Here is a 19,889-nt window from a genome sequence, read left to right as displayed (position 1 = left end):
CTCTTGAGGAAGCAGTGATATAAAGGTGTTATTTTGAAACACAAAAAAGCGGGGCATGTGTCTGAAAAAGATGTTCCAGGATTGGCTGTTCGGCAGGTGTGTGTGCGTCTTTTAGGGGCGGTTGTTGATAAGGATACGCCTCTTTCTGGTTTAACGGATAATGAACACGGGCACCCACAATATTTAAAGCTTTCACAACGAGATCGTTTATTGTGTCGGGCTATTTTGACAACGTCATTGCGTCATCGGGGGCCGATTGCGGCGGCTCTCTCGCGCTTTTTAGCGCGCCCTTTGCCTTTACAAGCACTGTCACTTCAGCATCTTTTGCATATCAGTGTGGCGCAAATTCTTTATCTTGATATTCCCGATCATGCCGCTATTGATTTAGCTGTGCGTGTGGCGAAACTTGATCCTCGTATGCGCCGTTTTTCAGGGGTGGTAAATGCTCTTTTGCGCAATGTTGCGCGTGAGGCGGCATCTTTACGCCAACAAATTCCGACCATTGAAGGTGTTCCAGCGTGGTTTGGAGAGCTTTTAGTATCAACTTATGGAATAGAGAAGGCGCGTCAAATTATAGAAATTCAAAGTGTGGAGCCTCCACTCGATTTGACAGTAAAATCCGATTGTGTTGGATGGGCGGAGAGACTTGGCGGTGTGGTGTTGCCTAATGGTTCTATTCGATTGAATCGTTTGGCATGTTCTGTTTCTGATTTACCAGGCTATCGTGAGGGGGCGTGGTGGGTTCAAGATTTTGCCGCAGCGTTGCCTGTTTATTTATTGGGAGAGCTTCGGGGTAAAAATATTGCTGATCTTTGTGCGAGTCCTGGGGGAAAAACAGCACAATTGGCTTTGCAAGGGGCAGAGGTGACAGCCATTGAGCTTTCTGCTAACCGCGTCAAGCGTTTAAAAGAAAATATGGAACGGCTGCATTTTTCCGTTCACATTTGGCAGGGAGATGTGAGAAATTTCCATCCCACACAGCTTTTTGATGCGGTTCTTCTTGATGCTCCTTGTTCTTCTACAGGAACAATCCGTCGTCATCCCGATATTTTATGGACGAAATCGAGGGATGATGTTGTCAAGTTAGCGGCGTTGCAATATGATTTGCTGGTCGCCGCCATTGCTTTGGTAAAGGAGGGAGGACGGATTGTTTTTTCCAATTGTTCATTGGCGCGAGAAGAAGGTGAAGATCTCATTGAGAAAATTTTATCAACACGCAATGATATTGTTTTAGACCCTATTGATCCAGAAGAAATGGGGGAGCTCACACATTTGCTTTGTGAGGGGATGTTGCGCACGTCGCCGGCAGATTTTTGTCATAAAAATTTTGATTCTGAGAAAACTGCCTTTTTAGGAATGGATGGTTTTTTTGCCGCGCGTTTACGAAAAATTGCTTAATTAACGCTTCATTTACAAAAATGGTCGAAATTGTATTTGATTCAGCATAGATGGAGATGGAATTTTGGCGGTTGCGGTAAAAGCTCCTCAGGTAAAGATAGCAGCCTGTATCGATACGCTACAGCATGTTATGCGACGTTTATGGGTTGGACCATTGTTTCGTTGGCGTTTTTCAGGGTTTCGTCCTCATAAAATTTTAGCCCATCCCATTGATTTGCATGTGGCTGATCCGATGATGGCGCATGAATTTTATCACGGTCGTTTTGCTTTTGCTGGTCATATTGTTCATTCTGGTGCTGTTTCACCCTTTTCATTGGTTGCGCCAACGCCCGAATGGGAAGCGGCTCTGCATGATTTTCATTGGTTGCGCCATATGGAAGCAGCAGAAAGTGATTTAGCTGCAGCGCATGCACGTTCTCTTTTAGAAGATTGGCTGGACCATGCTGGTAAAAAGGTAAAAGGGCTTGCTTGGAGTGGTCCTGTTGTCGCACGGCGTTTGATTTCGTGGATTTGTCACTCAAAAATGTTGTTAGAAGGGGCAAGCGAGCGGTTTGAAAAACGCTTTTTACGTGCACTTGGTTTGCAATTCCGTTATTTGCGCGTAACAATTTGCAGTATGGAGCACAATGATCAACGGTTACAAGCAGCAACAGCTTTGACGTTTGCATCTCTTGCTTTGCCTGTTTCTGCAGCCGTGAAAAAAAAGGTCCAAACCACGCTTATAGAAGAGCTTTCGCTTCAGATTTTGCTTGATGGTGGGCATATTTCCCGTAGTCCTATCATTTTGCTTAATTTATTATCAGATTTATTATCTTTACGTTGCCTTTTTATGCGAAGTAATGAAACAGCACCCCGTATTTTGATTGATTCTGTTGAGCGCATGTTGCCAGCTTTACGATTCTTTATCCATGAGGATCAAACATTGGCGCATTTTAATGGGGTTGGTGCCCTCGTGTCGGAACGGTTATCGACACTTTTGGAGCTTGATGAAACAGGAGGACATCCTTTTAGTTATGCGCGTTATTCAGGGTTTCAGCGCTTAAAAGCCAATCAAACAACAATTCTTGCCGATACAGGAAAATTTCCACCACGCTCTGTAGCACAGCAGGCTTGTTCGGGATGTTTGTCTTTTGAAATGTCTTCACAAGGACACCGTTTTATTATCAATACCGGTGTTAATCCTGATGGGCGGGAGGACTATCGACATTTAGGGCGTGTTACTGCAGCTCATTCAACTGCGACACTTAATGATTGTTCGGTGGGCGTTTTTTACAAAAAAAAGAAAAATGGCGCTTCCCTTTTGTTTGATGGTCCAACTGATGTTCAAGTGCGCCGTATAGAGGATTCTGAGAAAACAGGTTTTATTGCGAGCCATAATGGTTATGTGCGCTCCTTTAATCTTATTCATGAGCGTGGTCTTATTTTGGCGACGAGTGGAGATATGATCGAAGGTTTTGATCGCTTTTTTATGCCCAATAAAGAGGGGAAAAAACATAAAAGGGCGCAAAGTGAACAAGATCATGTTGCTGTTCGGTTTCATCTTCATCCACAAGTTGACGTTAACTATGATGGTGAGCGTGTGTGTTTAGCGGTAAAGAACGAACACGTAGCGGGCGAGCAAGTATGGTATTTTATTTCGCCTGATGCGGATATTTATCTTGAAGATTCGGTTGATTTTGCGGAATTAGCAGGTCCACAACGGACACAGCAGATCGTTTTATATTTTCGCCCTGCATTTCAGGAAAAGGTTCGCTGGCGTTTTATTCGTCAAGCCGTTTGATAAAAAATCAAAACATTGTTCTTATCGTCTATTGCGTTTTATTTTCGTGTCCTAAAATATCATCGTTTATTGGGAGTATATCCTCTTGAAGGACTGTGTAAATTTTTATACACGGAAGCATTTTTTGTAAGTGTGTGGGATGAATATTTTGAGGTAAAATTTGCCTATAGAATCTCATGTGCTAGTGTTAAGAAGAGAGGATGCTCTAGCGGAAATGGGGATGTTGACAGACCATTATTGACAGATTGGTACTGATTTTAAGAATCTTCATTCTTTAAAGATGTTAAGAGAAAATTAAACGGTTGCTTATCTTCAAAAAGTTTTGGAAGGTGCTGTCGTGATCAATATTCTTGGTTTTGGTCACATTATAGCTGCTTATAGAGTAATATGCTGGTACCATCACACACCTAGGGTTGTTTTTAATGTTGAGATACTCTCCTTGGCGTTTGAGACGGTTCTTTATAATTCCTTTTTGTACAGCTTTACTCCATACACCACGCTCCTCGCTTGGTAATGTGCAAGAGACAGGATTATAGTTGATCCAATATAAATAGATTTAGAATAAGACACTCCTCCAGTAGAATCTTTCATAAAATACGCAAAATAATGCACATTCTTGATAAATCAAAAGTCGCCCATCATAGAAACATTGAGAATTCAAGAAACAACATTACACTAAAGCACTCGGGAAAAATCTTTTCTGCTTTGTGTCATTATCAAAGTGTTATTATACTAAAAACGACGTCACAACCACCAACCCTCAAAATGCCCGTTTCTTTACAGCAAAATATGCTCTCAAATATTCTTCAAACAACTCTTAAAAAGATTTACGCGAATAGTGCCGCGCAACTGAATCAATATCACCTCGACAAATGCCAAGGTCATTGAGTTCATATATCGAAAGACGGCTTAACGCATTAATGGTTCGGCGATAACGGCGCCAATTACTATAAGAACGTAGAATATTCATATCCTGTACTCAAACTTTGTTACACTCTTTAGTTTAAGAATAGAGCATATTACTAAAAATAGTTGTGATATAATGTCATAACAGGTATGCATCTACATACAAAGAAGCTCCTTTAACACATGTCTCATGTAAAAGGGCCACTCTTAAAGCTATCAATAACGGTAATATTCTATTCCTAAAATAATGGCTAAATTATGTGCATTTTTTGCGGTGATAATTTCTTCATCATGTGTAGATTCTCCAGATTGAATCATTGCTCCTATTTCAACGGTTATCGATCGATATACGATTTAAGAAAAATCTCTTGAAATGCTTGTCTTATATGAAGAGAAAATTATCCCAATTATATTAATGACGGAAGTGTCGTATTCCTGTAAAAATCATCGCTAAACCCTGTTCATTCGCAGCCGTGATAACTTCTTCATCACGCATGGAACCTCCTGGTTGAATGACGGCAGTTGCCCCCGCTTCAGCTGCTGCTAATAAACCATCTGCAAAAGGAAAAAATGCATCGGATGCAACCACTGATCCTTTTGTGAGCGTTTCTGTTAAGCCTTCTCTCCTTGCACTTTCCGCTGCTTTACTTGCAGCAATTTTTGCTGAATCGATGCGGCTCATTTGTCCAGCTCCAATGCCAACTGTTGCACTATTTTTCGCATATACAATAGCATTTGATTTAACGTGTTTTGCTACACGAAAAGCAAATTGAAGATCACGCATTTCATCTTGAGTTGGTGCTCGCTTGGTTACCACTTGCAACTTAAGATCATCAACCACCACATTATCACGTGATTGCACTAAAATGCCTCCCGCAAGTGTTTTTGCAAGAAGTCCTCCACAACGGGGATCAGGAACGCCCCCTGTAATGAGCAAACGAAGATTTTTTTTACTAGCAATAATTTCACGTGCCGCCATTGTTGCATCAGGCGCAATAATCACTTCCGTGAAAATTTTAACAATCTCTTCTGCACATTCCTCATCAAGGGGTTGATTTAAAGCAACAATTCCACCAAATGCTGATACATTATCACACATAAGAGCTTTCAAATAAGCTTCTTTCAAATTTTTCCCTTCCGCAACACCACAAGGGTTGGCATGTTTAATAAGAGCAACAGCAGCAGTTTTTTGCGGATCAAATTCTGCTACGAGCTCAAAGGCTGCATCTGTATCATTCAAATTGTTATAAGAGAGCGCTTTGCCTTGTAAAAGTTTTGCTGTTGCAACGCCAAAACGTTTTTCATTATTGCGATAAAATGCCGCCTGTTGATGTGGATTTTCTCCATAGCGCATAACACTTTCAAGATGACCAGAAAAACTCTGCCATGATGGTGTTTCAATTTTTAAATCTCGTGCAAACCATGCTGCTATTGCCGTATCATAAGCAGCGGTGTGCGCATACGCACGCATTGCCAACTGATGGCGCATGGATAAGCTTAAACATCCGTTATGCTGTTTTAATTCCTCAAGAATCAAATCATAATCATTTATTGCTGTTACGACACCGGTATAAGCATAATTTTTTGCCGCAGCGCGAATCATCGCTGGTCCACCGATATCAATATTTTCAAGAATCGTTTGTGGATCAGCTCCTGAGTGGAGTGTCTCTTCAAAAGGATAAAGATTTACCACCAAGAGATCAATTCCATGAATGCTGTTTTTTTCCATAGCTTCCCTATGGCTAGGATCTTCTCTTACCCCTAACAAAGCACCATGAATCAAAGGATGGAGTGTTTTTACACGCCCATCCATTATTTCAGGAAATCCAGTAACGTCAGCAACATCTTTTACAGGTAAACCAGCAGCTATGAGAGTTTTGGCTGTTCCTCCTGTTGAAATCAATTCAACATTGTAAGTTGCATAAAGGGCTTTTGCAAAGGCAACCACAGCCGTTTTATCAGACACAGAAAGAAGAACACGACGAACCCGATGAAGATCAGGTATGGGAAAATTTTTGGCAACAACGCCCATAATAGAAGCCTTAAAAATGAAAGAGTTAAAATTTCAGCAAAACAAGTTTATACATTTATAGCACAAGCCTTTAGCAAAATACACTGAAAGGATAAACTGTCTTTTTAAAATAGACGATGTCTCTCCTTTTTTCTTATTTATACTGTAAAATGCCATAATTGGAGGTGTTGTGATAGGTATAAAAGTCTCATTGATACATTCAAATATTTTTTGTTGCTTATAACTCAATATCTCATCTTCATAGCAGGCTTGAAATACAAAACGTTTCCATACGTTTTTGTTGTATTCGCTTTTGTATGTGCGATGAAGGCGAGAATATTTCATATACCCGTTTGAGTTATTTTTAAGAAAGGCGAAATAACTAGCAAGAATATGAAATTATAACGGTAGAAATGCATGCTCATTTTTCCTGCCATTTTTAATTTTTATGTTTTTGTAAAAGCATTACAATGTTTGTAATAGAACGTTTTTTTAAGAGTGGAAATGACACATTGCCCCACATTTTTGAGTATTGCCTTTTTAATGAGATTACGCTTTTCATGCAAAATAAAATGCTATTATAGTGTGCATTCACGCGCGTTTATTTTAAAGTAAGCATTTTTCAATGAATCAACTTTCATTTTATGGTTGTCTTGTGAAGAGTGTCGTGTAAATCCTTCGTGAATGGTATAGACCCATTGTATGCCCATGATCTGTAATTAAAGGTGCGAGGGTGGGACGCTCATTCTCTTTATACTTTAATAACGCTTGCTTTAACAATATTTGGCATGTGAGAGGAAGGAAGTATTGATCTTGTTATTTTTTAATCTTTTTGTTGTAGCAGAAAGATTAAAGCGCCTAACATACCAGCAGCTAAAATAAACCACGTGATTGCGTAAACAAGATGATTGTTTCGAAAATGGATCATCGTAAGACCAGCAACGGGAAGGTTTGCTTGTGGAGATGTTTTTCTGGCATCAATAAAATAAGGGGCAACAGTGGTTAACCCAAGTTTTTCTGCCATAGCGGGAAGATCACGCGTATACCATACATTTTTTTCAGGATTATTTTTGCGTGGAAAAAATCCATTTTTTTCACTCATGCGTAATAAACCGATAATTGTCGTTTGTTCTGTGTTTGTGGTAGAATCTTGCTGAGATGAGGCATGTGTATGCGATGGCTCTGAGTGTTGAAAATTATTACGCTCATCCATGGGGATAAAGCCACGGTTGATAAAGATCAGTGTGTTGTCTGCGGTTTTTAAAGGAGTCAAAACCCAGTAGCCCGTGGTGTTTTGAGCAGCAGCCGTGACCAAAATATTTTTATTTTTTAAAAAATTTCCTGTGATCACAACCGGTCGATATTCATCTTTTTCAAAAGTAACCTCAGCCCATTGATCTTTTTGGGGGGCTTTTATGGGGGCTAAGTGAACGCGCTGATTGGCACTGGTGATAAGATTTGTTTTCCAGTTTAATCGATGTACTTGCCATATGCCTAATGCACTAAAGAGAAGAAAAAAACAAACGCATAAAGTTCCAAATAAAAGAAAAGAAAAATGATAAGAATTTCCTTGAAGCTTTGTCATGGGGGGGACTTTTTTGCTCATGATTTATGCTTCCTTTCAGGACAATAGACTTTTATTCTAACACGGTATACCTTTTAAAAAAGCATTTTGTACGCTTTTTAGCAAAATTTGCACGCCTTGATTTTGGAAAAAGATGAAGGATGAGCCAGAAAGAGATAAAAAAGGTTTTATAAAAGACTTGACCTTTTGTTGTCGAGCCCCTATTAGAAAGGAACTTCCCAATGATGCCCGTTTAAGGTCGCATTATGCGTGTTTTGCGCTTATTCTGTGCTTTGGGTATAGGGATTTGAGAGTTTCTTAGAGTTTAAAGGTGAAGTTTATGTCTCGTGCATGTGAATTGACAGGGAAAACGGTTCTGTATGGTAATAATGTTAGCCATGCGAATAATAAGACTCGGCGTCGTTTTTTACCAAATCTTTGCAATGTGACATTGATTTCAGAAGTGTTACAGCAAAGTTATCGCTTGCGTATTTCAGCAAATGCATTGCGTTCTGTTGAGCATCGTGGTGGTCTTGATGGCTTTTTGGTCAAGGCAGACGATAAAGAATTGTCGCAACGTGCGCGTTTGTTAAAACGCCAAATCATTAAGAAAAAAGCTGAGCAAGAAAGCGAGCAAAAAGCTGAACAAGCAGCGTGATTATTCGTATCATTATCTTTGGTGGATTGATGCTCTAATCACCGATCTTTGTTCTAGAAGTTCATTTTTTGGCTTTTCTCTCTTTGATCGCTCTATTATTTTATTGGTTCCATACCCCAGGTTAAAAAAAATGTTTTCAAGCGATCTTTTATTAGAACAGCAAAAGAGAAGATATGTTGTTTTTTCTATTTTAGCAATGTGTCTTGCGGTTACTGCTTCTAATATTTTGGTTCAATATCCCGTTTATTGGTTTGGTTTAAATGAGCTTTTGACTTATGGGGCTTTTACCTATCCATTTGCTTTTCTCATCAATGATTTGACCAATCGTTTTTATGGTCCATCTGCTGCGCGGCGTGTGGTTTATGCTGGTTTTTTTGCCGGTGTTTTTGTTTCTTGGATATTGGCAACACCGCGGCTTGCACTTGCTTCTAGTTTGGCATTTTTATTTGGCCAACTCCTTGATATTGTTGTTTTTACGCCTTTGCGACGGAAAACATGGTGGAAAGCACCTTTAGCAGCGGCGTTGGTTGGTTCGGCGTTGGATACGGTGTTGTTTTTTTCTCTTGCTTTTTCGAGCTCTTTTGCTCTTCTGGATAAACTAACAGGCTATGCTGATAGTTCACTGGTGGAGAGTACTGTTTTGGGAGGGATAGGCATGCCAGTTTGGCTCTCGCTTGCTTTTGGCGATTTCTCCGTAAAAATTATTATGAGCTTGTTGATGTTGATTCCTTATGGAACAATTCTTAACATTGTGAAACTCCCTCTTTATCAAAGTCATGCAAAGGACGATTCCTCTTTTGCTTGTAACAAATAATAACCTTTGTTTTTTGTTTTCTTTAAACTTTAAGAAAGTTTCCGTTATGTTACGCGTGCGATAGTATCGTTGATTGAGAGAGTTTATCGCTTCACGTTTTAAAGGGGGAGGCTCTCATTTCAAGATTTTTTTGTGAGGAAGCAATAAAAATTATTTGTTTAGGCTTTCATAAAAAGTGGATGGATAAACACTCTTTGAAAGAGGTTAAAAATACCTTCTTATAAACTACATTGATGTAAAAGAAATTTCAGTTATATGTTATTAACTCATTGAAGTTATAAGGATAATTCATCATTTTGCAACATGACGAGAAGCTGCATGTAATAACTTTTGCGTATTGTAAATCTTCTTATATTGTTTCAATAAAAATCTTTCTCTTATATATGATAGGCGGGGAAAAGCCCCTGTAGATAAAACCATTAAAAAAAGATAAAAATGCCTTTTCATGAATCATCTTAAATACCAAGGTTTGTTGCGATATCGGGGGGGGGGAAGCAGAATAATGGTATCGTTTTTCTCTTTTATGGAGCGTAAAGATGGTGATACTGAATGGATTGTACATTCAATATTATTCATAGCTTCTTTTGTGAAATAAACTTGGAAGTAACGTGAAATATTTTTTTAAATAGAATTATGCGCTCCAGCATCGCTTGTTATGGGTAAGAAAATGATTTTGCTTGATTTAACGGGAGACAGATTTGAAATGAAAGAATCTTACGGCGTTTAGGATTTTTATTTAAGTTGAATAATGTTCGATGCGTGATGATAAATCAATAGATTGCTGTATGATAGATATACAAGTTATTGATTTATAATGATAATCTATAGTTATTCATATTGAATTAGAACCCCGAATAACGTAAGATTCTCTCATTTCAAATCTGTTTATGTTGCATCAATCAAAATCACTCATTTGCACATCACAAGCGGGGCTGGTGTGTGGGTAAAATTTGTATAAGAAAGGACTAAAAATGGCTCTTATGAATCGGCTTAATGCAAGGGCTGTCGCAACATTGGGGGCTGGTAAATATAATGATGGTGCCGGCTTGCTTCTTCATAAGCGTAAAGATGGAGGTGCTCAATGGCTTTATCGTTATACCATTCACGGACGCTGCCGCGAAATGGGTTTGGGTGCCTTAAGAGATGTTTTTTTAAAACAAGCTCGTAAATTGGCAAACCAATGGCGTTCTGTTTTGCGTGAATTTAAGGCGGATTTATTTCTTATAAAGTTTGAGGTGTTTTATCACTAAAAAGTGCTTCTAGTTGTTTTGTTATGGCGCCTGCAAGCTCTTCGGCATTCATAATTGTTACAGCACGTTGATAATAACGGGTGACGTCATGACCAATTCCAATGGCAATGAGCTCAATGGGGGAATGGGTTTGAATTTCTTGAATCACTGCGCGTAAATGTTTTTCTAGATAATTGCTGGCGTTGATCGATAGTGTTGAGTCGTCAACAGGGGCACCATCAGAGATGACCATGAGAATGCGACGTTGTTCACGCCGTGATAAAAGGCGTTGATGCGCCCAAATTAAAGCTTCCCCGTCGATATTTTCTTTGAGTAATCCTTCTTGCATCATCAAACCTAGATTGCGGCGAGCGCGACGCCATGGGGTGTCAGCACTTTTATAGATGATATGACACAAATCATTCAGGCGTCCAGGATGATGAGGTTTATGTTGCTCCAGCCATTTTTCACGTGATCTTCCCCCTTTCCAAGTTTTGGTGGTAAATCCTAAAATTTCAACTTTGACACCACAACGTTCAAGTGTTTGTGCCAAAATATCAGCACAACTTGCGGCAACGCTAATGGGGCGCCCGCGCATTGAACCAGAATTATCGATGAGGAGTGAAACAACCGTATCCCGAAATTGTGTGTTACTTTCCATTTTAAAAGAAAGGGGCTGCATGGGATCAATAATCAGGCGTGGAAGCTTTGCGGTGTCGAGATATCCTTCTTCAAGGTCAAAGTTCCAGTTGCGATTTTGTTGTGCCATAAGGCGGCGTTGGAGACGGTTGGCTAAACGTCCAACAATGTTTTGAAGATGATGAATTTGCTTATCAAGACAACGGCGTAAGTGATCTAATTCGTTTTCAGAACAAAAATCGGTTGCTTCCAAAACTTCATCAAATTGACGGGTGAAGATTTTATAATTGCCAAGTTTTTCCATTTGCTTTGAATCGGAAAAAAGATGTTTGGATTTGTTCGACTTTTCTTGCCAAGGGCCATTTTCTTGCTCACCGTCAGTTTGATCAATGTCACTTGTTTGTGTTGCTTGTGTTTTTCCTTCGTCTTGACCATCACTTTCTTGTTCTGTGCTAGTTTGTTCTTCACTTTGAGCGTGTTTTTTGTTTTTATTTTCTTCTGCTGTTTGATCTTGAGGTTCACATTCGTTTTTTAATTTTTTATCGTTTTCACTGTCAGAAGTTTCATCTTGTTGCACTGTCATTTTAAGGGTAGTAAGCATTTGGCGAACGATCTGTGCAAAAGCTTGTTGATTGTAAATATGATGCGTGAGCTCATTGAGTTCTGCTGCAGCTTTTTGTTCAAGTTCTTGGCGCCATAATTCTAAGACGGGACCTGCTTCTTTTGGGGCTGCGCGCTTTGTTATTTTTTCACGCAATAAAAGGGCTAACGCTTCTTGGATAGGGGCTTCACTTTGGTTACTAATCTTTTCATAATGGGCTCTTTTGTATTTATCGGCGAGCATGGCATCAAGGTTTTTTGCAAGCCCCTCCATGGCTAAAGTACCAATTGCTTCAACACGTGTTTGTTCAAGGGCATCAAAGATAGCCTGTGCTTCTGATTCTAGCGGAGAAAATTGCATGTGAATGCGGTTATCATGCCATGCTTTGCGCAGAGCCATGGAATCACCTAAACCGCGGGTAATGGTGATATCTTTATCCGTAGCATGGTGTGGTAATTCTGGTAAACGTGCATAATTTTCGCTCAAAGATGGACGGTTATGACTAAAGGAAACTTCGAGGTGGGATGTACCGGCAATGGCACGCATACAAGTGGTAAGAGCTTTCTTAAACGCTCCACTATCAAGCGTATTGAGGGGAGGATTGTTTGTTTGATTTTTGCTGTTGTCGTCAGGGGCGATCGCCATAATTGACATATTCCTTTAAGACAAGACACCCTGCATGAGTGATTCGGGAAGCTCTTGTCCAAAGGCGCGTTGATAAAACTCTGCGACAGTGGCACGTTCGAGTTCATCACATTTATTGAGAAAGGTTAACCGGAAAGCAAAGCCGATATCTTGAAAAATTGTGGTATTTTCTGCCCAAGTAATGACAGTGCGTGGGCTCATAACTGTTGAAAGATCCCCATTGATAAAAGCTTGGCGGACCATATCTGCAACGTGAACCATTTGTGAAATTGTCTTTTTCCCCTCAGCCGTTTGAAAAGATTTTACCTTTGAACAAACAATATCAACCTCTTTATCATGGGGTAAATAATTCAGTATCGTAATAATAGACCAGCGGTCCATTTGGGCTTGATTGATTTGTTGGGTACCATGATAGAGTCCTGTTGTATCGCCAAGGCCAATGGTATTGGCTGTTGCAAAAAGGCGAAATGCTGGGTGAGGAGAGATAACGCGGCTTTGATCAAGTAAGCTGAGTTTGCCAGAGGTTTCAAGAACACGTTGGATGACAAACATAACATCAGGACGTCCCGCATCATATTCGTCGAAAACAAGAGCAATATTATTTTGATAAGCCCATGGCAAAATGCCCTCTTTAAATTCAGTAACTTGTAAGCCATCTTTTAAAACAATCGCGTCTTTTCCTACAAGATCGATACGACTTACATGACTGTCGAGATTAATGCGAAGACAAGGCCAATTGAGACGGGCAGCAACTTGTTCAATATGCGTTGATTTGCCTGTTCCGTGATAGCCGGAAACCATGACACGACGGTTAAAAGTAAAACCTGCAAGAATCGCTAAAGTTGTTTGCCGATCAAAAAGATAATCGGGATCGATATCAGGAACATGCGGGCTTTTTGTGCTAAAAGCAGGAATTTTCATATCTGTTTCAATATGAAATAAGTCACAAGCACAAAGGGTAATATCGGGTGTATTTTCGGGGTTAAGATTTGTCATGATGTTTCTGGCAGGGAAAGAACGCTATTTGTTTCATGAGAAAACGATACAAGAGTTAGAGCATTTATGCAATGCTCTAACGAGAGCCTTAGAGATGAAGGAAAATCGTTTTCATCTATTCTATCATGTTTTGTGAAGACAAGAATGTTTTATGTAAAGAGTGATGATCTCAATGAGAATGGGTCCGCATCAATGCGTATTTTTTAGCATAAACCAGATTTTTTGAGTAAATTATAAGCATGTAAAACATCGCGAAAGCGCTCTTCAGAAGCACGATTACCACCATTGGAATCAGGATGATGCTTTTTTACCAGCTCTTTATATTTCATTTTGATATCTTCTGCTGAAGCGTTTGCTTGTAGTCCTAGTGTATCAAAAGCTTTTGCTTCTAAGGGTTTTAATTTTCGTGAGAAACTATTGCTTGAACGCCGCTCAGTAAAAAGCGTGAAGGGATCACGCATACGATTTTGATAGGCCGCTGTTCCAGAGCGAATCTTTGCATAATTGGCAGCAGTTTTTTTCGCTGTGCCGTTGCTAAGATCTGTCGGCCATGTTGGGCGATGCCCTGTGAGAGCATCCTTTTGGAATTTTGCGATATCTTGATTGCTAAGACCCGAGAAGTAATTAAAATTTTTATTATAGGCACGCACGTGCTCAATACAAAAATGTAGATATTGTCCTTCGTGATTTCGACCTGCCGGTGCCTTATGGGTTCCTGTCTTTTCACACCCTTCCCACTGACACTGTTGCGCTTCTGGCTCAGATTTTTGTTTTTTATTTGAGCTTATGCGAATTGAATCGAATAATTTAGATGTTATTGCCATATTATTGGTTTATGCAAAATTGATTAATTTTACAAGAATTGACTTTTAAAAAATTTGTTTTCACACTTATTTGGTTATGAAAAAGGTGTATTCTTACACGTTCATTTTGTTAAGGAATGAAAAATGTCTATAGAAAAAATAATCAAGAAAAAGCTTCAGGATGCTTTTCATCCGCAGAAACTTGAAGTGATTAATGAGAGCCATCTTCATGAGGGACATCCTCATAATGAACATGCTTTTGATGGTAAAGGAGAAACACATTTTCGCGTGAAAATTTTGTCTTCTTCTTTTTCCAATATGACGCGCATAGAAATCCATCGAGCGATTTATAAAGTTTTACAAGAAGAGTTAGCGACTTGTGTTCATGCCTTGGCACTTGAGGTTGAAGCACTTTAATTTTTTTGATGAGGCTTTTTTTAAGAACGAGGATGGGCCTTTTGATAAATTTCCAACAAATGGTCTGTATCGACATGGGTATAGGTTTGTGTGGTGGAAAGACTCGCGTGCCCAAGAAGTTCTTGAATCGTTCGCAAATCTCCCCCCCGTGATAAAAGATGGGTGGCAAAAGAATGACGTAGCGTATGGGGGGTGGCCGTTTCTGGTAAACCAAGACTTGCACGTAAGTTGCGTACAGTTTTCTGAATGATAGCCGGCTGTAGGGGACCACCTCGTGCACCGCGAAACATGGGTTGGTTATCTTTTAAAGGATATGGGCAACATTTGAGATAATTTTGTACAGCTTCGTAAACAATTTTGATGAGAGGGACAAGACGTGTTTTGCCCCCTTTTCCTGTTATGTATAAACTTGTTTTTTCAGGATCAGAAAATTGTTCTGGTGTGAGGCTTAAGGCTTCTGATATTCGCATACCACAGCCATAGAGAAGCATAAGGACAGCTGCGTTACGCGCGTTAATCCAAGGTTCGTTTTCTAGCTGATTTTCTTGTTGGACGATGTGGAGAGCTGATTGTATTGCTAAAGGTTTTGGGAGCGACTTTGGATGTTTGGGGCTTCGGATAAGCTGTGCAGCGGGAATATTGACGATTCCTTCGCGAGATAGGTATTTAAAAAAAGAACGGATGCCTGCTACCCCACGGCTTAAAGAGCGTGCACTGATATTGTTTGTACGCCGATAAGCAAGATAAGCACGCAAATCACTGACGCGTAAATGAGCAAGATCTGTGAAAGTTGGTGCTTGGCTTAAATGTTGACAGAGAAAAGATAAAAATTGCCGCGTATCACGTTCATAGGCTTGTGCTGTTTGTACGGACATACGACGGGTTTTTACAAGATGCTCTAACCAGTTTTTCCTTGCAGTTAAAACCGCATGGTCGGCTGGAATGAGAGGGCTATTTTCATCTTTTCTCTTGTCGTTTTTTATAGGCATTATCTAGTTAAGGGTCTCTTTCTTTGTAGATTTTTCATCGTTGATGTGACCATTCTTGTTTTCGGGTTTTTCTTCATGGTTGATAAGTTGCTTTTCACCTTTGAGAGAGAGTATTTTTAAAAGATTATGCGTTGACATCAAATGCGCAAAAATTAACCCTAAAAAGCCATTTTTATGAAGTTTTGCAAGTTGGCTTGCTGATAATTTATTCAATTTTTCTTCGTCAACAACCCAAAAATTTTCCAATTGCGCCGAGAGACCTTGATCGTTTTTCACATTGATTGATTTTTGACTGAGAAGATCCATTTCCACAAGAGCATCAATGAATTCAGAGGTTTTCTCCATCGCGATTTTAAAACTTTCAAGAAAACGAATACGTTCTTCCATAAAAGGAGAAATAGAGCCATCAGAATTAAAAAGTTCTGTACCTGCAACTTCATTAAACATTCCTGACTGTTGATCAAAGCAAACAGAAAGTTCTTTTTCATTGCTAATTTGTGCTAAAACAAAAGGATAGCGACGAACGAAAGCAGGAACATAAGTATGGGTTCTCCAACTTTTATCAGAGGCGATATAGTCATTTTCATCGTTAGAAAGGCCAACAAGGGCAGCGGAAGTATAGTGCCGTTTTTTTTGTTCATCTTCGGCGCACATAAACAAAATAGGATAGTCTAGGGCTGCTTGAAAATATTCAGTACTTGCTAAAGGAACCCAGTGCGTATCTTTGGCAAAAGACATATCACTTGGTGGCGCAAATTTTAGATTTTTATGGGAAACTTTATTGATTGGCGTGATATCTTTGTAAAATAGCATAATATTTGCCATAAGACTTCTCCTTATATTAATTTGTTTTTGTTACCAAGAAAGGTCTTTGGGGAAGATTGTCTCATATGGCAACAAGATTGAATAGAAATGATTAAGATTGAGGGTTCACTTTTGAGAGATAATGTTTTTGTATGAAGTATAATAAAGAAAAGCTTAAAAATAAAGTCTATCTTGCCATTATTGGTATGCCTCATGGTATAAAAGGGGAAGTTTTTGTTAAAATTTTAAGTGCTGAGCCACAGCGTTTCAAATCTTACGGAACTCTTTATGATGATATGGGGCGTTCTTATGAAATTGTAACTCTTCGCACACAAAAAAATAACGCGATTGTACATTTTAAAGGGATCGATAATCGTAATGATGCCGAGTCTTTGAAAGGGATTCACCTTTATGTGATGCGTGATCAATTGAGTGATGATTTGGGCGAGGATGAGTTTTATCAAGTTGATTTAATAGGACTGCGTGTTCAAGATTGTGGGGGAAAAGTCTTAGGGGAAGTGTGTGGTTTTTATAATTTCGGGGCTGGCGATTTGCTTGAAATAGGTTTGAATACAGGCAAAAGAGTACTTATTCCTTTTAGTAAGGTGGCGGTACCAGAAATTTGTATGGATTCTGGTTTTCTTATTGTTGATCCCATGGCGGCTGGCTTGAGCAGTGGGAGAGAAAATGATCAGTAACGAAATAGCTTGAATCTAAGAAAATAAAGATGAAAGTAAAAAATAACTGGCGAATTTTATCAATAAAAAGTGAAAAGTATGCAAAGATTAAGAGAATACTTTTGAGCAGATATTGTAAGCATTTTATCTTGAGATATTCTTGAATTTTTAGAGTCTTTTTTGAAAGTGTAAGTATGAAAAGGACCCTATTGAATAGGTTGCAGGTTAAGAAGATTCCATATAACGCTATAGCGTTATATGGAATTGGTTTGTGTAATTTTGACTTTAAAAGAGCTTGTTGAATAAAATGAGGATGAAAAAACAAAAATGAAATTTCAAGCGCGCGTTTTAACTCTTTATCCTGAAATGTTTCCTGGTTTTTTAGGGTATTCTTTAGCAGGGCAAGCTTTAGAGCGCGGAATTTGGTCACTGGAGACAGTGCAGATTAGAGATTTTGCTTTGGATAAACACCATAGCGTTGATGATACACCTGCTGGTGGGGGGGCTGGTATGGTGATGCGGGCAGATGTCTTGGCAGCTGCGATTGATCATTGTCCACAGGATTCGCCAAGATTATTGATGAGTCCCCGTGGGCGGCCTTTTGATCAAGCTTATGCACGTCGTTTGGCTGGTGATTCGGGCATAACATTGGTTTGTGGACGGTTTGAAGGCGTTGATGAGCGAGTCATAGAAGCACGGGAATTAGAGGAAGTCTCTATTGGTGATTATATTCTTTCAGGCGGTGAAACTGCCGCACTGGTTATCTTAGATGCTATTATCCGTCTTCTCCCAGGCGTGATGGGAAATGAAGCTTCTGCAAAGTGTGAAAGTTTTGAAAATGGTTTGCTGGAACATCCCCAATACACGCGCCCTTCTCTTTTCGAAGGACGAGCGATTCCGCCTGTGTTAACCTCAGGGCATCACAAAGCGATTGCAGATTGGCGTCAAAGCCAAGCCGAATTGTTAACACGTCAACGTCGTCCTGATCTTTATGCGCGTTATGATAAAAATCGTCAGAAAACTTGATTCATAGGATAAGGTGGTGTATTGCATGGCTCTCTTTTTGAGAGAATTTTGAATAAAAGGTTTTCTATAGTTCCGAAAGTAAAATGAAGGAACGGTGTATTCGCTCCTGTGTAAGGCATAGCCTAAAGAGCATCTTTTCGTAGTACAAGGCTTTTTGGGTAAGAGTTGAGCGCTCTGACTGTTCGATAAAGAACATGAAGGATAAAAAAATGAATATTATCGCACAGCTTGAAGCTGAACAATGTGCAAAAATTGAAGAAAAGCGCCAATTTCCAACCTTTAAACCAGGAGATACTGTCCGTGTTATGGTGCGTGTGACGGAAGGTACGCGGACGCGTGTTCAGGCTTATGAAGGGGTGTGTATTGCGCGTTCCGGTGGTGGATTGAATGAGACTTTTACAGTCCGCAAGATTTCTTATGGTGAAGGGGTCGAACGTGTATTCCCTGTTTATTCTCCTTTGATTGAAGCGGTTGAGCTGGTGCGTCGTGGTAAAGTGCGTCGAGCAAAACTCTATTATCTTCGTGGTCTGAGAGGTAAAGCCGCCCGTATTGCTGAAAAGAGAGATTATCGAAAAAAGGGTGAAAAAGTAGAAACAGCCCCTGTAAGTGCAGATGTTGAAATGCACGTTGCTGAGTAAAAATTATCGGTTATACTTTATGCAAAAGCGGCTTTTATGCCGCTTCTTTGCGTCTTTTGTGATTCGTTTTGTCATTTAAAAGGCTTGTAGAAGGCTGGGAGGGGACATAAAAATGTTTGACCTATCCAAATTTTGTCTCTTTTTTATTCTTAATAATTGAGTGAAGTGCAGGGTATCATTGCACATGTCGTGGACACTCAAACGGAATAAGTATAGTTTGAAAAATGTCTGTTTATATTTGATAAAAGATGTTAGACCTTTGACGTTAAGATAAAAGTGTATTAGATTAAGGCAAGTTTTGCGGATCATATCCGTTGAGTAATCGGTTTTTTTTATGCGTGACCTTTAATCCGTTATGTGAGACAACCGACCTGTAATCGGTATCTTGAGATACCAAACAAGTAAAAACGAGAGAGTATATTTGTTCATTTTGTGTGAACCTTCTCGTTCGTTGCGGTTGCAAAAAAAAACCAGGTCAGGATATTTTATGACAGAGACAACTAGGATAAAAGAGCGCCCTCGTTCCCCTCATATCAGTATTTATCGTTGGACAATTACCATGGCCATGTCTATCGCACACCGTATTACGGGTATGGCCCTTTATGTTGGAACGGTTTTTCTTGCCGTTTGGTTAATTGCTATTGCCTGTGGGGAGGAGGCATTTAGAACTGTTCACGAAATTTATAGTTCTTGGTTTGGATTGTGTATTTTGTTTCTTTATACTTTGGCAGGGGTTCATCACATGGTTGGTGGTGTTCGCCACATTGTTTGGGATCTGAAACCTTGCCTTTTGGCAAAAGAAAAGGCAACAGTTACTGCTTGGGCGACAGTGTTTATTTCTCTTATTGTTACTTTTGCAATTTGGATTATTGGATATACCGTTGTTTAACTGGGGGTGAAAAGAGACATGAAAAAAGATTTTCGAACGGAACTTGGAAAAGTACGGGGGCGGGGGAGTGCACATGAGGGAACAGAGCATTTTTGGCGAGAACGTTTGACAGGGTTTATCAATCTACCACTTTTGATCTTTTTTATTGTTCTTATTCTTTCGCTTGTGGGCAAGGACTATAGTCTTGTGCGTGCAAGGCTTGCACATCCTATTGTTGCTATTTTGATGGGATTGATGACTCTTTCAGTTCTTTATCACATGAAACTTACTATGCAGGTGGTGATTGAAGATTATATTCCACGTGAAGGTTTCCGATTATTCTTTTTGACGTTAAATATTTTATTTTGTTTTTTCATGGGCGGTGTCATTATTTTTTCTCTTTTAAAAATTGCATTAGGGGGTTAA

General features: G+C 39.6%; 18 protein-coding genes and 1 pseudogene. 11 read left to right on the top strand and 8 right to left on the bottom strand.

All coding sequences use genetic code 11. From position 1 onward, the window contains the following. Positions 1 to 33 precede the first annotated feature (33 nt). Both NNJ73_RS02600 and NNJ73_RS02595 read left to right on the top strand, forming a co-directional pair. Positions 34 to 1,398, top strand: coding sequence for an RsmB/NOP family class I SAM-dependent RNA methyltransferase (locus NNJ73_RS02600; RefSeq protein ID WP_254492585.1), 1,365 nt, complete (start codon positions 34 to 36; stop codon positions 1,396 to 1,398). A 64-nt stretch (positions 1,399 to 1,462) separates the two neighbouring features. Then, positions 1,463 to 3,178: a heparinase II/III family protein gene (locus NNJ73_RS02595; protein WP_254492584.1), complete on the top strand. Its 1,716-nt coding sequence runs from the start codon at positions 1,463 to 1,465 to the stop codon at positions 3,176 to 3,178. A gap of 817 nt (positions 3,179 to 3,995) precedes the next feature. Here the strand turns inward: NNJ73_RS02595 and NNJ73_RS02590 are convergent. The 3 genes from NNJ73_RS02590 to NNJ73_RS02580 form a co-directional block, all read right to left on the bottom strand. After that, positions 3,996 to 4,148 carry a DUF1127 domain-containing protein gene (locus NNJ73_RS02590; protein WP_254492583.1) on the bottom strand — a complete coding sequence of 51 codons (153 nt, stop codon included), beginning with the start codon at positions 4,146 to 4,148 and terminating at the stop codon, positions 3,996 to 3,998. Between the two features lie 348 nt (positions 4,149 to 4,496). Beyond that, a complete protein-coding gene (gene purH, locus NNJ73_RS02585; protein ID WP_254492582.1) occupies positions 4,497 to 6,116 on the bottom strand; it encodes a bifunctional phosphoribosylaminoimidazolecarboxamide formyltransferase/IMP cyclohydrolase in 1,620 nt (539 codons plus the stop codon). 802 nt (positions 6,117 to 6,918) lie between these two features. Then, positions 6,919 to 7,701, bottom strand: coding sequence for an SURF1 family protein (locus NNJ73_RS02580; protein WP_254492581.1), 783 nt, complete (start codon positions 7,699 to 7,701; stop codon positions 6,919 to 6,921). A 298-nt stretch (positions 7,702 to 7,999) separates the two neighbouring features. On the opposite strand from NNJ73_RS02580, the gene rpmB reads away from it, so the two are divergent. The 3 genes and pseudogenes from rpmB to NNJ73_RS02565 form a co-directional block, all read left to right on the top strand. Beyond that, on the top strand, positions 8,000 to 8,317 hold the full coding sequence (gene rpmB, locus NNJ73_RS02575; protein ID WP_005774236.1) for a 50S ribosomal protein L28: 318 nt from the start codon (positions 8,000 to 8,002) through the stop codon (positions 8,315 to 8,317). Between the two features lie 130 nt (positions 8,318 to 8,447). Beyond that, a complete protein-coding gene (locus tag NNJ73_RS02570) occupies positions 8,448 to 9,131 on the top strand; it encodes a VUT family protein (RefSeq protein ID WP_254492580.1) in 684 nt (227 codons plus the stop codon). 971 nt (positions 9,132 to 10,102) lie between these two features. Next, positions 10,103 to 10,333 (top strand): annotated as a pseudogene (locus NNJ73_RS02565) (Arm DNA-binding domain-containing protein); the annotation flags it as partial. A 19-nt stretch (positions 10,334 to 10,352) separates the two neighbouring features. On the opposite strand, the gene cobT reads toward NNJ73_RS02565, so the two are convergent. From cobT to NNJ73_RS02550, 3 genes are all read right to left on the bottom strand, one after another. Continuing rightward, positions 10,353 to 12,245, bottom strand: a complete 1,893-nt coding sequence (cobT, locus tag NNJ73_RS02560) for a cobaltochelatase subunit CobT (RefSeq protein ID WP_254492579.1) — start codon at positions 12,243 to 12,245, stop codon at positions 10,353 to 10,355. Between the two features lie 15 nt (positions 12,246 to 12,260). Next, a complete protein-coding gene (gene cobS, locus NNJ73_RS02555) occupies positions 12,261 to 13,241 on the bottom strand; it encodes a cobaltochelatase subunit CobS (protein ID WP_254492578.1) in 981 nt (326 codons plus the stop codon). A 203-nt stretch (positions 13,242 to 13,444) separates the two neighbouring features. Then, on the bottom strand, positions 13,445 to 14,065 hold the full coding sequence (locus NNJ73_RS02550) for a J domain-containing protein (protein ID WP_254492577.1): 621 nt from the start codon (positions 14,063 to 14,065) through the stop codon (positions 13,445 to 13,447). Positions 14,066 to 14,188: 123 nt separating this feature from the next. Between NNJ73_RS02550 and NNJ73_RS02545 the strand changes: the two genes are divergently transcribed. After that, complete coding sequence (locus NNJ73_RS02545; protein WP_254492576.1) at positions 14,189 to 14,461, top strand: BolA family transcriptional regulator; 273 nt, start codon at positions 14,189 to 14,191, stop codon at positions 14,459 to 14,461. A 20-nt stretch (positions 14,462 to 14,481) separates the two neighbouring features. On the opposite strand, the gene NNJ73_RS02540 is transcribed toward NNJ73_RS02545, so the two are convergent. Together NNJ73_RS02540 and NNJ73_RS02535 are read right to left on the bottom strand one after the other, a co-directional pair. Then, a complete protein-coding gene (locus NNJ73_RS02540) occupies positions 14,482 to 15,450 on the bottom strand; it encodes a tyrosine recombinase XerC (protein ID WP_254492575.1) in 969 nt (322 codons plus the stop codon). Positions 15,451 to 15,453: 3 nt separating this feature from the next. Further along, positions 15,454 to 16,275, bottom strand: coding sequence for a SapC family protein (locus NNJ73_RS02535; protein WP_254475135.1), 822 nt, complete (start codon positions 16,273 to 16,275; stop codon positions 15,454 to 15,456). Positions 16,276 to 16,406: 131 nt separating this feature from the next. Here NNJ73_RS02535 and rimM point away from each other — a divergent pair, with 131 nt between their 5' ends. The 5 genes from rimM to sdhD all read left to right on the top strand — a co-directional run bounded on the left by rimM (position 16,407) and on the right by sdhD (position 19,889). Further along, entirely contained in the window at positions 16,407 to 16,952 is a 546-nt protein-coding gene (rimM, locus tag NNJ73_RS02530; protein ID WP_254492574.1) for a ribosome maturation factor RimM, read from the top strand. 306 nt (positions 16,953 to 17,258) lie between these two features. After that, entirely contained in the window at positions 17,259 to 17,957 is a 699-nt protein-coding gene (gene trmD / locus NNJ73_RS02525) for a tRNA (guanosine(37)-N1)-methyltransferase TrmD (protein WP_254492573.1), read from the top strand. A 209-nt stretch (positions 17,958 to 18,166) separates the two neighbouring features. Next, the gene (gene rplS, locus NNJ73_RS02520) at positions 18,167 to 18,595 is read left to right on the top strand and encodes a 50S ribosomal protein L19 (RefSeq protein WP_254492572.1); all 429 of its coding nucleotides are present in this window, start codon (positions 18,167 to 18,169) and stop codon (positions 18,593 to 18,595) included. A 487-nt stretch (positions 18,596 to 19,082) separates the two neighbouring features. Continuing rightward, the gene (gene sdhC, locus NNJ73_RS02515) at positions 19,083 to 19,484 is read left to right on the top strand and encodes a succinate dehydrogenase, cytochrome b556 subunit (RefSeq protein ID WP_254492571.1); all 402 of its coding nucleotides are present in this window, start codon (positions 19,083 to 19,085) and stop codon (positions 19,482 to 19,484) included. A gap of 18 nt (positions 19,485 to 19,502) precedes the next feature. Continuing rightward, complete coding sequence (sdhD, locus tag NNJ73_RS02510) at positions 19,503 to 19,889, top strand: succinate dehydrogenase, hydrophobic membrane anchor protein (RefSeq protein WP_254492570.1); 387 nt, start codon at positions 19,503 to 19,505, stop codon at positions 19,887 to 19,889.

It is taken from the genome of Bartonella sp. B1099, assembly GCF_944801835.1.
GTDB lineage: Bacteria > Pseudomonadota > Alphaproteobacteria > Rhizobiales > Rhizobiaceae > Bartonella.
Note: the sequence above shows the minus strand (reverse complement) of the source record. Positions and strands in the feature narration are given on the sequence as shown.

Bases quoted from the DNA above. Each gene is read 5' to 3' on its own strand.
- NNJ73_RS02590 (WP_254492583.1), bottom strand. From the start codon at position 4,148: ATGAATATTCTACGTTCTTATAGTAATTGGCGCCGTTATCGCCGAACC.
- purH (WP_254492582.1), bottom strand. From the start codon at position 6,116: ATGGGCGTTGTTGCCAAAAATTTTCCCATACCTGATCTTCATCGGGTT.
- NNJ73_RS02580 (WP_254492581.1), bottom strand. From the start codon at position 7,701: ATGAGCAAAAAAGTCCCCCCCATGACAAAGCTTCAAGGAAATTCTTAT.
- rpmB (WP_005774236.1), top strand. From the start codon at position 8,000: ATGTCTCGTGCATGTGAATTGACAGGGAAAACGGTTCTGTATGGTAAT.
- NNJ73_RS02570 (WP_254492580.1), top strand. From the start codon at position 8,448: ATGTTTTCAAGCGATCTTTTATTAGAACAGCAAAAGAGAAGATATGTT.
- cobT (WP_254492579.1), bottom strand. From the start codon at position 12,245: ATGGCGATCGCCCCTGACGACAACAGCAAAAATCAAACAAACAATCCT.
- cobS (WP_254492578.1), bottom strand. From the start codon at position 13,241: ATGACAAATCTTAACCCCGAAAATACACCCGATATTACCCTTTGTGCT.
- NNJ73_RS02550 (WP_254492577.1), bottom strand. From the start codon at position 14,065: ATGGCAATAACATCTAAATTATTCGATTCAATTCGCATAAGCTCAAAT.
- NNJ73_RS02545 (WP_254492576.1), top strand. From the start codon at position 14,189: ATGTCTATAGAAAAAATAATCAAGAAAAAGCTTCAGGATGCTTTTCAT.
- NNJ73_RS02540 (WP_254492575.1), bottom strand. From the start codon at position 15,450: ATGCCTATAAAAAACGACAAGAGAAAAGATGAAAATAGCCCTCTCATT.
- NNJ73_RS02535 (WP_254475135.1), bottom strand. From the start codon at position 16,275: ATGGCAAATATTATGCTATTTTACAAAGATATCACGCCAATCAATAAA.
- rimM (WP_254492574.1), top strand. From the start codon at position 16,407: ATGAAGTATAATAAAGAAAAGCTTAAAAATAAAGTCTATCTTGCCATT.
- trmD (WP_254492573.1), top strand. From the start codon at position 17,259: ATGAAATTTCAAGCGCGCGTTTTAACTCTTTATCCTGAAATGTTTCCT.
- rplS (WP_254492572.1), top strand. From the start codon at position 18,167: ATGAATATTATCGCACAGCTTGAAGCTGAACAATGTGCAAAAATTGAA.
- sdhC (WP_254492571.1), top strand. From the start codon at position 19,083: ATGACAGAGACAACTAGGATAAAAGAGCGCCCTCGTTCCCCTCATATC.
- sdhD (WP_254492570.1), top strand. From the start codon at position 19,503: ATGAAAAAAGATTTTCGAACGGAACTTGGAAAAGTACGGGGGCGGGGG.